We start from the raw sequence: 13,561 nt of genomic DNA, 5'->3' as shown, positions 1-13,561 counted from the left end.
AGTTTCCCTTGAAAATAGTCCACAGATTTCCCAGATAAAAAATTTGTGTCCATCTGTGAAAGCTGTGGATTTTCATTCGTGGTGGTGGGTGAACCACTGATGAAGCCTACTGTCAGGTATTCTAACACAGCACGGCAGCGCCGTAAGGAACATGATCCACAAATTTCCCCCTACTCTCTTCGGCCAAACGGCCGCTCACGGCCGTTTGCCGCACAATACACTGGTAGGATATTAGCACTACTTCCCCAGAATGGCCCCTGGCGGGCAGTATAATTCCGATTATGGGTCATTACCTTAGCTAACCGTTAACTGACCGTTTCTTTTTTGATGTACAACTCAGGAGGTTGTAATGAACGTGAGCAGACATTCTCCACTGAATTATCTTTTTAGACTCTTCTTGATCCTCGCAGCCGTCATCATCCTTTCAGCCGGGATAGGCTCCCTGGCGTATGCCAACGAGGCGGCCTTGTTACAGCCAGACAACAACGGAACGCCCTTTTATTCCCTGAATGGCGTCATCAATCCTGGCGCGACCCTCTCGCCCACGTATTTTCAATCGGGCGGCAGCCGCGCCGCCAACTTTGCCCTGACCATCTCCTCCGGCGCTGTTCCAGTCCCGTTCCAGGTCCGCGACAGCGCCAACGCGCTTATCTGGGCCGATGACGTGGAACCCGGCGAGACGGTGTGGGGCACAGTGGTGCTGACGCCAGGGGTCAACCAGTTCACCTTGCACAATCCGGGCGGGCAGGCGGCCAATTTCAGTCTGAACTTTTATGATTTGCCCGCCGTACCCTTTACCTGGCAGGGCAAGGCGGCGCCGACCGGCGTCAACAGCCAGGCCAAACTCATTTTCGCGCACAGTGGGCTGTACAGCTTCGATTTTGGCGTAAACGCCAACGGCCGTTATGAGTTTGCCCTGGATAACAACTACCTACAAAAAACTGTCGTCGCCAACAGCACGGCCGTCTTCTACGTAACCGCTGGGGTCCACACGCTGACCATCAGCCAAAGCGCGGCTGGCGGCTCGGTAGACTGGAGCGTGGCTATCGCCTACACCGGCCAGGCGGCCGACAGTCTGCCCTACCAGAAGAGCAGCAGCGCCATCGTCGAAGAATGGCTGCCTGTGTACCTGGCCGCCGCGGCGCAGACCAATCTGGTCCTTACCGCCACCGGCGCGCCGGGCGACAGCTTGCAAGTGGCGGTGAATGAGGTGCGGTCGGGTGGAACGGCCGTCAGCGCCGCCCAAACCGTACAGACCGGCGAAACCACCTGGATGACCTTGGATCTACCGGCCGGGCTGAGCCTGATTCACCTGACGGCCGTTGGCGGACCGGTCAATTATTCCCTCAGCCTGAATGCCCTACCCACAGCGGCCTATACCTGGTCTGGGCAAGCCAACGCCAGCGGCGCGCACAGCAACACCCGCGTGCAGTTCCCCACGTCCGGCCTGTATACCTTCGACTTCGCCGTCAACGGCCGTTACCAATTCCTGCTAGACGTGGGCAGCGCTCCCTTCATCCAAAAAACCGTAGAGAGCGGCAGCGACGACGTGGTATATTACGTGCCTGCCGGGACCCACGCCTTAAGCCTGGTGCAGGATACGGCCGTTGGCGCAGATTGGAGCGTCAGCGTCAGCTTGCTGAGCGCTGGGGCCAACAGCCTGCCCTATGCCAAAGCAGGCGGACACCTGGGCGGTGCGGGCAACGATTTCGCCGCGGAATGGCTGCCGCTGGCTTTGGATGCCGCCGCCACCGTCAACCTGAGCCTGAGCCTGAGCGGCGCAGCCAACGACAGCCTGCGCCTGGAGGTGTACCAGGCGGGCAGCGCCACGCCATCTTTTGTCTCGCCAGATTTTATGGGCACGGAAAAAGGATGGATGACTTTTGAGTTGAGCGCCGGAGCCAACCGACTGCGCCTGATCAGCGGCAGCAACAATGGGCCGCTGGCCTATACCATCCAGGTAACGGCCGTGCCCCAGGCCAGCGCGACCACCTGGGATGGCTTCTCGCTGGCCGGCACGGCCCATTCGGTCATCATGGTCAACTTCCCCGCCAGCGGCCTCTATCGCTTTAGTCTGGAGGCGGCCAGCGGTTTTGCCAATCTGGTGCTGGACGACGCCCTGAACCTGCGTGGTCCGCAGGCCAGTTCCGATACAACCTACGACATGATGGTGACAGCCGGCTGGCACGAGGTGGTCGTCTTGCAAGACGCGGCCTATCCGGCGGCCGATTGGACGGCGAGCATCGCCGCGACCACCGCCGGAGAGAGCTTTTTCACCTTTGACGGCGTTTTGGCTCCCGGTGAATCGGTGACGCCGCTGTATACCGTGCCCAGCGGCAGCCTGGACTTCAATTTTGCCCTGGCAGTTTCCGGCGCGGATGTAGACCTGGCGCTGACCAACGGCAGCAGCAGCGTCGTCTGGGACGGCCGTGCCTTCGATGGCGAAACGGTCTGGGGGACCGGCCTGCTGACCGGCCAAAACAGCATCCAGTTGAGCAACAACGACACAACCACCGCCACCATTTCCCTGGTCTTCTATTACATCCCCAGCGCCGGATACACCTGGGATGGTCTGGCGGCGGCGGTGGGCGAAAACAGCCACATTCGGCTCATCTTCCCGCAGAGCGGCCTGTACAGTTTTGCCAACGGGGTGGATAACGGCCGTTACCAATTCCGCCTCACCACCAATCACACCAACCACATCCGCAAAACGGCCGAAACCGACACCAACGTCACCTACTACGTGCCGGCCGGGATGCACGACCTGTACCTGGAGCAAGATTCTGGTCTGGGCGCTAATTGGGATGTGGTGATTGGCAGTGTGGGAGCCAGCGCCGACAGCCTGCCCTATGCCCGCAGCGGCGGCGCGTTGGGCGGCGTGGGCAATGATTTCAGCGACGAATGGCTGCCGATTCACCTGGGGCAGGCAACGGCCGTCAACCTGTCCATCGCCATCAACGGCGCGGCTGCCGATGCCTTGCGGGTGGATGTGCTGAACGCCAACGGCAGCCTGATAGACAGCGTCACCGTCTACGGGCAGGAGACAACGTGGCGCACGCTGGACCTTAGCGCCGACGCCCGCGTGTACCTGCGGGCGGCCATTGGCAACAGCGCCGCCGTCAATTACAGCCTCAGCTTCCGCGCCATCCCGCAGCCCAACACCAGTTGGTCTGGCGTGACGGCGGCCGATGGCGCGGCCAGCCAGGTGCGCGTCAATTTCCCCAACGCCGGCTTGTACACCTTCGGCCTGGGGCAAAACAGCGGCCGTTACCAACTGCTGGTTAACGATGAATTTATCCAGAAAACGGTGGAGGATGACACGGCCGTGACCTACTTTGTGCCCGCCGGAGTCCATAACCTGGTCGTGGACCAGGATTCGGCCGTTGGCGCAGCCTGGAATGTGGTGATTAGCGGCCCAACGGCCGACAACGACGCCCTGCCCTATACCAAAGTGGGCGGTCAGCTTGGCGGCGACGGCAATGATTTCAGCCAAGAATGGCTGCCGATTCACGTCGGCGCGGAGATGTTGGCGAACGTAGTCATCACCATCACCGGCAGCGCCGCCGATGCCGTCTCGTTGCAATTGTGGGACGCCGTGACGACCACGACAACCCTGCCAGCCATCTACGGCACAGAAACTGTGTGGACGGCCGTCACCCTGCCGGCCGATGCCCGCCTGCGCCTGGTCGCCGCCGGTGGCAATGCCGCCGCCGTCAGCTACCAGATTGCCATTCAGGCCATCCCCCAACCCGCCTATGCCTGGTCGGGCGTCTCCCTGGAAAACGGCCTCCATTCCAACATTCTGGTAGACCTGTCGCTGGCCGGGACGTATCAATTGGCGGTGGTGATGGACGAAGGGTTTACCAACTTCGACATCAGCCCCTACCCACCCACGCGCATCGCCAACAGTTCCAGCTACACCGTCACCTTCTCCCGGCCGGCCGGGTTGTACAGCTTCACCAGTTTACAATCGGCCGGGTATGCCCGCACCACCTGGCAGGCATCGCTGAGTTTGTTATCGGCCGAAGCGCCGACGCTGACGGCGGTGACGCCGGAAGAAAGCAATGTGGGGCAGGTAACGGCCGTTACTCTGACCGGCAGCAACTTCATGGCCGGCCTGACGGTAGACCTGGTGCAAGGGGCGGCCACCTATGCCCTGGACAATGTGCTGGTGATTTCGGCCACGCAAGTCCTGGCCGACGTGCCGGGCAGCGTGCCGGAAGGCATCTACACGGTGCGCCTGACCAACCCGGATACACAAACGGCCGTGCTGACCAATGGCTTCACCGTTTACGGCGCACAGCCAAATGTGACCGGCGTCAGCCCAAACCGGGTGAAAATCAACAGTCTGGCGGTGGTAACGATTACCGGCTCCAACTTCCTGAACGGGGCGACGGTGACGCTGGCAGCGGGCAGCGCTAACTACCCACTGGAGAACGTGGTCTGGCTGACGGCTGGTGAGTTAACGGCCGTTGTGCCCGGCAGCGTGCCCGTTGGAACCTACGATGTGGTTGTAACCAATCCCAACAGCCAGAGCGGGCAGTTGGCCGGTGGTCTGACGGTGGAAGCCTATACGCTGCACCTGCCGCTTATCGTGAAATAACGCAGCTGCTTACCACGGAGACACGGAGGGCACTGAGGTTAACTCCGTGGTGAAATACCAGTGAGCAAAGGTGCGACGCACTTTGGCAAAGTGCGTCGCACCTGAAAGGGGGCCAACTGCTTTACAAAAAGGGCAAAGTTTGTCAACATAGAGCGTAACTCCCCAGAGATGCGACATCTTTGGGCAAATTGTTACCCAACGAGGCTTTGCCATGAGTAAACTGGAATCACAACTGAACACGTGGTTAGATTGGCTCAACAACAAACTGCAAGACAGGAAATCGGCAACGGCCGTGCAGCCCATCGGCCAAAAACCCACGCCGGTAAGCAAGCGTGTCTCCCTCATCATCCACAACCCCACCGTACCGGGCGCGGGCGGCAAACAGCTCAACGAAGTTCTTAAATGGGGCGACCCCGACGCCCTCAGCGCCGGTTACATCGCCGACCTGCGCGACATCAGCTATGGTTATTGCAATTATGAAATTGTCGAGCGCCTGGAAGTGGACAAATTCCCGCGTAAGCAGGATGGCTTCACTTACAAAGCCGACGACTTTGTGGCCGCCTGGAAAGCGCGCACCGGCTTCCATCAACCCGACGCCGTAGACTACGACGCCCTGTTGGCCGAATTTGACATGATCAACAAAGTCAACAACGGGGCGATAGACGAGTTCTGGCTTTTTGCCTTCCCTTACGCCGGGTATTACGAATCCATCATGGGTGGACCGGGCGCATTCTGGTGCAACGCGCCGCCGCTGACGCAAACAGCGCGGGCCAACAAACGCTTTATCATCATGGGCTTCAACTACCAGCGCGGCGTGGGTGAAATGCTGGAAGCGTTCGGCCACCGCGCCGAGTCCATCATGAAACATACTTACCGCAACACCAAAGGGGCCAACAATTTGTGGCAGCGCTTTATCCAATATGACCAGACGCATCCCGGCCAGGCGGAAGTGGGGCTGATGCACTTTGCCCCCAACAGTGTGCGCGACTACGATTGGGGCAATAAGAGCCGCGTGCCCGCCCGCTGCGACAATTGGCTGGACTTTCCCAACCTGTCTGGCGAAACGCGCATTGTGGACTGCGCCGATTGGGGGAATGGCGACATTCGCGCCCATCATCAATGGTGGTTCCGCCGCCTGCCGCATATCACCGGCGCGGCCAACGGCGTGGCCTATAACTGGTGGCAATATATTGTAGACCCAAATCTGGTGAGGTGAGCGCCATGCGACGTATTCTTGTGATTGTTCTAATCCTGTTGGTTGTGATGGCCGGGTTTTTGTTTTATGAAACGGCCGTTGCTCCGCAAACGACCACCGAAGGGCCGCCAGCCACACCGTATCCTTGCCCGCAGGCCACGCCGGAACTGCTGGCGGTGCAGCCAGTCACATCCCCCACCAACGCGGAATCGCAGATTGTGTCCGTTACGCTGGGCAATGGGACGCTGATCACAATTACGGCCGAATCGGGCACAGTCGGCGGCACGGCTGCCTTCCCGACGGAGTTGGAATTCCCGCTGCTGCCGCAGACAGTGCATCACCTGACGGTGAGCGGGCAGGTGCGCGAAGTGGTGCAGGGCGACTGCACCTATGGCGGTTATGTCCTCTCCACGACGACAGACATTAACGGCAGCCCGTTGGTGATTGAGCGGCGCTAAAGGATACGGGAACGGCCGTTTTACCCTGGCAGTCGTCCCCGCTGAGTCTACATCAGGGGCTGACCATACTCGCAAAGTTCATAATCTGACATGTTTGTCACCTTGTCAGATGTGACCTTGTGCCCTCATCAGGTATACGTCCCTACCCTTCACGGTTCATCATCCAATTTGCGTTGAGAAAGGCAATCCAAAACAGGGACGCAACGCCAAGCATCGCCCAACCCATACCCGGCGTCGCAGCCCACAACCATGTCACGCCGGTTTCATCGAAGCGAAAGGCAACGAGGAATAACGTGGTTGCCACTGCCAGGGCCAGGAATAATTTCTGCTGAAACAGCAAAAACCGGGTCTTTTCAAATGTTTTCATTTCATGCTCCTTTGTCAGAGGTGTAGGAACCTCGAAATCAAACTGCGTTACCTTCGACTGCTCGATCAATTTGGTCAACTGCGGATCGCCGTTTAAGAATTCCTCTACCAATGCCCGCGTGTCGGCGCTGGCTTCGTTCGCTAGATACAGGGGCAGCAGATCCAGGATAACATCTCGGGTAATCGTCATGTCAGGCTTCCTCATAGTCACGGCGCACGGCCGTTAGCTTGAGCCGGGCGCGGTGAACCTTTACTTTGGCCGCCGCTTCCGAAATGGCCAGAATGCGGGCGATTTCGGCGTAAGGCAGTTCATACTGGATGCGCAGGATGAAGGCGGTGCGGTCGGCTTCGGATAGCTGATGCAGCTGGCGGAAAACGGCCGTCAACACCTCGCGTCTCGCCAACTGTCCGTCAGGTTCAGGCAGCGGGGCAACCAGCGTCTCATCCAGCGCCACCTCTCGTCTGGCGCGGGCGGCCTGTTTAAGATACAGATTGCGGGCGATAGTGAACAGATACGCCTTGACAGTTTCCGTACGAATCTTCTGGCTGCCGGCCCAGGCGCGCACAAATGTCTCCGCGGTAATATCGTCGGCGTCGGCGGCGCTGCCGCTGAGCCAGAAGGCAAAGCGGTAAACGTCCGGGGCGTACTGTTCATACAAATCGTGAAAGGTCATCATTGCTTGTTACAGATAATATCCCCGAACAGCCAAAAAGTTACAACTGCTGCCGCACATGGTTCATCATTGCCAAACGGCCGTTCTCTCTTACAAATTTCCAATATGAAGCAGAGAAGCGCCCTCTGTCGCTGAGGTGTCGTCAAATTGTCGTAGACAGGGCGTCATTTTCCCGGCTATACTTCGCCTGGTTTTACCGACCACAAAATTGGGAGGACACATACATGAGGATTCAATCAAACCTGGTCAAGAAGTTACGCACCGCGAAAAATTGGTCGCAAGAACAGCTTAGCGAGGCTTGTGGACTGAGCTTACGAACAATTCAACGTTTAGAAAATGGTGGCAATGGCTCCCTGGAATCCGCCCGGGCTTTGGCCGCTGCGTTTGAGGTTGACACCAGCGATCTGATTCTCATCGAAAAAGATGAACCGATAACGCCGCTGGATGCGGTGAACACCGGGTTTCTCAAGTTCGCTAATTTCTCTGATACGGCAACGCGCTTTGAGTATTGGTGGTTTTTTGCGTTTGTGCTGCTGGTAACGGCCGTTGCTACAATTGTTCATGAAAAGGTGTACCAAATTGTCGGTGTCATCCTTTTGCTGCCATTCATCGCTGCCGGCGCCAGACGGCTGAAGGATGCCGGATACAGCGGCTGGTGGCAGCTTTTCTGGTTAGTGCCATTTGGGCAGATTGTGGTCCTCTATTTGCTTGCCCAACAGAGCCGCATCCCCACAGACCAGCCGACAGGATGGTAAACGGCCGTTGCCCACCTGTCAATTCGCAGAAGCCGTGTCACACCGACCCGCAGCGGGCATCTTGAGGCTGCGCTACCATATCCTCTATGGCAATTGGGCCGAGCGATCATGTCATTGCCAAAATTGACCCGCGCCAGCCTGACATCCGGCAGCCAACTGCCGACCCTGATCCCCCGGCCAATGTCAGGACCGTCGCCGCTGCTGCGCGCAGCAACCAAGCAGAAAATGCACTCTGTACAGCAGCGCCTTTCTTTCGCCCTAATCCCAAAAGCCTCTGGTGAGCTTGATCGCCAGGACGAACACGCCAATCAGTGAGACCATACTCAGGCCAACGGCCGTTCCCCACCCGCGCCAGGTAGACGGCCGTTTCCAGGCCCACCACCCCGCCAAGACTGCCAGCGCCGCCAGCACCGGCGCGACCAACATGCCGGTCAAAAACGGTTCTTCCGGCAGATTCTCCATGAAATATTGCTGGCGCAGGGTGGTCAGTTGCGCCGCGTCCAGCCCCAAGGGATCGCTGATATGGGCGAACCAATGCACGTCAACGTGACGCGAGCTGATGGCACAGGGCCAGGTTTGCCCGGCATAAACAGCCTGGCAGCCACCGCCAACCTGATTGGGCTGTTCCGGTCCATTGCGAAACGCCTGAATGGTCAGCAGTTGACCGGCTATCGTCATTGTACAGGTAGAGGTGTAGGGCGCATCGGCTTCCGGGACGCATTCGATACGGCGGCCAGAGATAAAGGCCAGACCGGTCTCGTTGTCCGATTTGCCCAGAGTGACGCCCAGGATGTCCTGGTTGTCAGGACCGGGAGACGCACGGTAAACCAGCCAGCCCAAAGCAACCAAAGCAATGAAGGTCGCCGCAGAAAGAGCAAGAATAATGGTTCGCATCATGATCGTTTACTCCTGAGAGCAGAGATAGAGGGATTTCCACAGGCTGCATACCATCTCTACCTTACCGGCAACGGCCGTGTGCTGCCGGGCGCTTGGCAGACGGGAAGACAACGGCCTTGCGGCGTTTGCGTTGTGGGGAACGGCCGTTCTGCTCCACCAACACAACCACGCATAAATTGGGATGGGAAACGGCCGTTATAGGACTACTGACGGGTGGCTGATTGAGGTTGTTTTTTGTCGTCAGAACGGCCGTTTTCTGCCACAATAACGCCTATGTCTACCTATATTGAAGCCCTGCAAACACTGCTGGCACAGCACGCCAACCCGGCCGAAGCTGTGCCCATGTCTAAATACATGCGTGACCAATTCCCCTATTTAGGCATCAAAACCCCGGCGCGCCGGGCGCTGCTGAAGGAATTCGTCGCCACCTATGGCCTGCCGCAGCCCACCGAACTTGAGGCGATCTTGCGCGAATTGTGGGCGCTGCCAGAGCGCGAATACCAATACAGCGCTTTCGCTTTTTTAGACCGGCTGATCCAGAAGCAGCCACCCGAATTTGTGTCGGTGCTGGAATATCTCATTGTGACAAAATCATGGTGGGACACGGTAGACAGCGTGGCGGGGGGCAGCGTGGCGATTCATTTTCAACGTTATCCACAGGTGCGGGAAACGGCCGTTGCCGCCTGGCGCGTCAGCGACAATTTCTGGCTGCGGCGCACCACCCTACTCTTCCAACTCTCCTACAAAACCCAAACCGACGCCGACTTGTTGTTCAGCCTGATTCGGGAAAACCTGGACTCGGATGAGTTTTTTATCCAGAAAGCAATTGGCTGGGCGCTGCGTGAATATTCTAAAACGAACGCCGAGGCGGTGGTTGCATTCATTGCCGCCACCCCACTGGCTCCGCTCAGCGCCCGCGAGGGGCTGAAATGGTTGCAGAACCAGGGACGCCTCTAAGACGGTTTTGCCCCATCACCTGTACGCGCAAATTGGGAGGGGGAACGGCCGTTTCCCCCACCAACAAACTGTTGACAAAATCATTGGATCACCTAAACTTCGTTGCAGATCGGCTCGCAAATGACCCAACACTGACATCTTGTCATCCAAGAATAGTCTGCTGAATTCTTAGTTTATGTCTACATTTCGGAAATTTTGTGGTAGAATATAGAAATATTGTTCTACAAGAGTATCAGCAGGTCTTGTTGTTTTTGCAGAGAAATCCTCAATGATTAAATCGGCTTTGCCTGATTCACTGGAATCACCACACGCGTTTCTAGACGCTGTTTACGAAGGTCTCAACTACACCGATGGGACGCTGTTGAACGCTGCCAATTTGCCCAAATCCGAATCATCAGAGGATATAACCTGGGTAGAAAAAGGTGATTGGTTATCCCTTGCTCAAACTGTTGGCGCAGAAAAAATCTTTTTCGTCAACAACGATCCAGTCATCGTTTTCTGTACCTCTCAAGAAAACGATGACGCGACATTGCTAAATATCTTTCGCCGTGTTTGGTGCATGGCGCGTCCCCACTATCTGTTTATTGCCGTGCCCGGCGAGTTAAAGGTATACAGCCTCAATAATTATCCGGCGCAAACTGTTTCCGAGTGGGAAAACATTCAGCCGTTAGCTGTTGTCCGCCAAATAGCCGGCGTAAGCCATGTACTCTTTCAATATCGCCGCGAACTTATAGAATCCGGCCAAGTTTTCCGGGACAAAAGCGCTGAAAAAGCAGGACGCCGCGCCGATAGACGTCTTATTTTGGATTTAAAGGCTGTTCGTCTCAATCTCCTTGCGCTTGATAAAAAGGTTAAGCAAAGGCATATCCATGCTGTTATTGGCCGCTCTATTTTTGTTCGCTATCTTGAAGATCGCGGGATATTAACTCCTGACTATTTCAGGCAGGTGGCAGAAAACAGAAGCCACCCAAAGTGGAAAGCTGAATGGTTGCGAATTTTAGAAACCCCGGAATCAGGGGTTATCTTTTCCAATAATGAAGATCGGCGTTATACCCGTGTGCTGCGGAATAAAGATTTCACTTATGCTCTTTTTAATCAACTGGCTGAACATTTTAATGGCGACATGTTTCCGCGGGACGTTAACGAAGAAAGCGAGATTACACAAGGGCATCTAGATTTACTGCGAGGATTCCTGTTAGGTAACGCTGATTTCCGACAACCCAAATTGTTTCTTTGGGCGTATGATTTCGAGATTATTCCTATCGAATTGATTAGCAGCATCTACGAAGAGTTCTATCATAAATCAAGCATCAAAGATAAAGGAACCCATTATACGCCCAGTGTTCTGGTCGAATATGTTCTATCGCAAATCCTGACCCCTGAACGATTGGCAACAAAGCCTCGCATATTGGATTTTGCCTGTGGCTCGGCTATTTTTCTGGTTCAGGCTTTCCGGCGTATCGTTCGCTACCGAGAAAGCTTGTCCCGGAAACCATTAAGTGCTGCCGAACTGCGCCAAATCCTCCGCGAACAAATAACTGGTATTGAAATCAACGAGGAAGCCATTCACGTCGCCGCCTTTAGTTTATATCTGGCTCTACTCCATTATCAGGAACCAAAAGATATTTTAGCGCAGATTGAACAGACCAATGGGGAAAAACCGTTACCCTATTTGATTTTTGATCCCAAGTATCCCGCAGATTCAACACATTATCATGTTCTGTATCAGGCCAACACCTTTGGCCTATTGAACTCAGAAAAAGAATTCATCAGGGGTTATTTAGATCAAAACGACCGCTTTGCCGGCCGCGCTGAGTTTGTCGAATTGTTGAATTCTCCCGATACGCTGCCTTTTTCGCCACACTCTTTTGACGTTATTGTTGGCAACCCACCGTGGGGTTACTTGAAACAGAATGAAGGCACACGAGAGCTTCATGCTGCCCAGGAACAGGCGCAGCGATGGTGTCGCGTATTCGATTGGTCAATTGGCGATAATGAACTGTCTCAAGCCTTTATTGCCCGCACGTCAATTTTGTTGAAAGGTGATGGGGAGTGCGGCCTACTTGTATCCTATGGTGTGTTGCTAAAACGCCATGAAAAAAGTTTGCAGTTTCGTCAGCGTTGGTTGTCCGAAAACACGATTCATCAAGTGGTGAATTTCTTCCATGTGCGTGACGCATTTTTTAGTGGCGCCATATCACCCTTCTCTTTTGTTCAATACAAGCCGGGAGAAGCTGATTTTGATCATTTTGTCCAGTACTGGTCAGCCAAGAAAACAGAATTTGTAGACAATATGCAAACAGTTGTCTTGAGTTTGCCAGATTTGCATCGCATACGACAATGTGATTTGGAGGAAAACGACTGGCTTTGGAAAACTTATTGGTGGGGAAATCATAACGACGCAAAATTAGTAAATACTCTAACTTTAAATAGTTCACTTCAAGACTTAGCAAGTGTTCAGAAATGGCCAGAACCTAGAAGAGGGTATGAGCAAGCTCGTGACACAGCTAAAAGTTATCCTAGCAACTGGTTAAAAAAATACAGAGAACTGCCCGTCCCCAAATTTAAAAGGTATGGCTCCGTCATGCAACACTTATTGGATTTTACACCTGACGAAGTTAGAGCTCACGGCAGCCAAGACGTATACGCGGGTTGGAGGTTATTAGTTAAGCAAGGTATTACTCAAGCATCTGGTGCAGATGGATTAATTGATACGCGGCTTGAAAATGAAGCGTATTGCTATCAAAGTTCCATATATGGGATTAATGTTGATAATGCACTAGATTGGCAAAGAAAGGTCTTAACCGCAATATTGTGGTCTTCCTTAATAAGGTACTATTTCTTTATGACCGCTGGCTCATGGGGAACATGGCGTCATAAAATATACTTATATGAGCTAATGAACACCCCAATCCGACTACCGAACAATTTGGACTTAAGAGAAAAAATCGTGTCAATTGTTGACGAGCTAAGAGATTGGGATCCAACACCTCAGAGCACCATTAATCCAGATGGATTATCGGCAGAAGAAATCAGAAACAGGCGAAATTTTTTAGAAAACCGGCTGGATGAAACGATCTTTGACCTTTATGAACTCAATGAATCTGAACGTGATCTAATTCTGGATATGTGCGAAACAGGGTTGGAGTTTTTCTATCGTGGCGGCAGCAGTGAGGCAGTCAAGCCAGTTGAACCATATCCTAATGTACAACAAGGTACGCTGGCTCATTTGCATGGCAACCGGGAAATGGAACGTGGGCTAGAAGGGTATCTTTACGCTTTTCTGCGAACATGGAACCGGGAGTTAGAATCTCTTGGTGGAGAATTCAGGTGGCGAATCATTCGTCCCAGCCGTGCGCCTATGCTGGCTGTCATTTTTTCCACCCAAGAATACAACGAAACCTTGCCAGCCATTGAGGGAGCAGATGAAGATGAGTGGCAGGCGCTGCTAAAACGATTAAATGAGACATTACGGCAGCCGGTCAGCTCGCAAATTTACATTGAAGGTATGGTACGCGCCGTGACCGACACCGATATATTTATTATCAAACGCAATGAGCGGCGCTTGTGGACACGCAGTCTTGCCCGCGAAGATGCCGAAGCAACATTATTGCAAGCTATAAATATGCAAGAATCTGTCAAATAATACCAGTCGC

10 protein-coding genes are annotated in these 13,561 nt (G+C 54.6%); 6 read left to right on the top strand and 4 right to left on the bottom strand.

What is annotated here, in order from left to right:
* Window positions 1-355: 355 nt before the first annotated feature.
* From IPM39_28970 to IPM39_28960, 3 genes are all read left to right on the top strand, one after another.
* A complete protein-coding gene (locus tag IPM39_28970) occupies window positions 356-4,603 on the top strand; it encodes an IPT/TIG domain-containing protein (protein MBK8990049.1) in 4,248 nt (1,415 codons plus the stop codon).
* Window positions 4,604-4,814: 211 nt separating this feature from the next.
* Window positions 4,815-5,819: a hypothetical protein gene (locus IPM39_28965; GenBank protein MBK8990048.1), complete on the top strand. Its 1,005-nt coding sequence runs from the start codon at window positions 4,815-4,817 to the stop codon at window positions 5,817-5,819.
* 5 nt (window positions 5,820-5,824) lie between these two features.
* Complete coding sequence (locus tag IPM39_28960; GenBank protein MBK8990047.1) at window positions 5,825-6,256, top strand: hypothetical protein; 432 nt, start codon at window positions 5,825-5,827, stop codon at window positions 6,254-6,256.
* Window positions 6,257-6,398: 142 nt separating this feature from the next.
* Here IPM39_28960 and IPM39_28955 read toward each other — a convergent pair whose 3' ends face one another.
* Both IPM39_28955 and IPM39_28950 read right to left on the bottom strand, forming a co-directional pair.
* Window positions 6,399-6,812 (bottom strand): hypothetical protein, encoded by a 414-nt coding sequence (locus IPM39_28955; protein MBK8990046.1) that lies wholly within the window; start codon window positions 6,810-6,812, stop codon window positions 6,399-6,401.
* Window position 6,813: 1 nt separating this feature from the next.
* Window positions 6,814-7,299, bottom strand: a complete 486-nt coding sequence (locus IPM39_28950) for an RNA polymerase sigma factor (protein MBK8990045.1) — start codon at window positions 7,297-7,299, stop codon at window positions 6,814-6,816.
* Between the two features lie 221 nt (window positions 7,300-7,520).
* Between IPM39_28950 and IPM39_28945 the strand changes: the two genes are divergently transcribed.
* Entirely contained in the window at window positions 7,521-8,051 is a 531-nt protein-coding gene (locus IPM39_28945; GenBank protein MBK8990044.1) for a DUF805 domain-containing protein, read from the top strand.
* A 258-nt stretch (window positions 8,052-8,309) separates the two neighbouring features.
* On the opposite strand, the gene IPM39_28940 is transcribed toward IPM39_28945, so the two are convergent.
* Both IPM39_28940 and IPM39_28935 read right to left on the bottom strand, forming a co-directional pair.
* Window positions 8,310-8,948 carry a hypothetical protein gene (locus IPM39_28940; GenBank protein ID MBK8990043.1) on the bottom strand — a complete coding sequence of 213 codons (639 nt, stop codon included), beginning with the start codon at window positions 8,946-8,948 and terminating at the stop codon, window positions 8,310-8,312.
* A gap of 61 nt (window positions 8,949-9,009) precedes the next feature.
* Window positions 9,010-9,213, bottom strand: a complete 204-nt coding sequence (locus tag IPM39_28935; GenBank protein ID MBK8990042.1) for a hypothetical protein — start codon at window positions 9,211-9,213, stop codon at window positions 9,010-9,012.
* Between the two features lie 8 nt (window positions 9,214-9,221).
* Between IPM39_28935 and IPM39_28930 the strand changes: the two genes are divergently transcribed.
* Both IPM39_28930 and IPM39_28925 read left to right on the top strand, forming a co-directional pair.
* Window positions 9,222-9,905 (top strand): DNA alkylation repair protein, encoded by a 684-nt coding sequence (locus IPM39_28930; protein MBK8990041.1) that lies wholly within the window; start codon window positions 9,222-9,224, stop codon window positions 9,903-9,905.
* Window positions 9,906-10,173: 268 nt separating this feature from the next.
* A complete protein-coding gene (locus IPM39_28925) occupies window positions 10,174-13,551 on the top strand; it encodes an N-6 DNA methylase (protein MBK8990040.1) in 3,378 nt (1,125 codons plus the stop codon).
* Window positions 13,552-13,561 lie beyond the last annotated feature (10 nt).

It is taken from the genome of Candidatus Leptovillus gracilis (genome assembly GCA_016716065.1).
In the GTDB taxonomy this organism is placed as follows: domain Bacteria; phylum Chloroflexota; class Anaerolineae; order Promineifilales; family Promineifilaceae; genus Leptovillus; species Leptovillus gracilis.
Note: the sequence above shows the minus strand (reverse complement) of the source record. Positions and strands in the feature narration are given on the sequence as shown.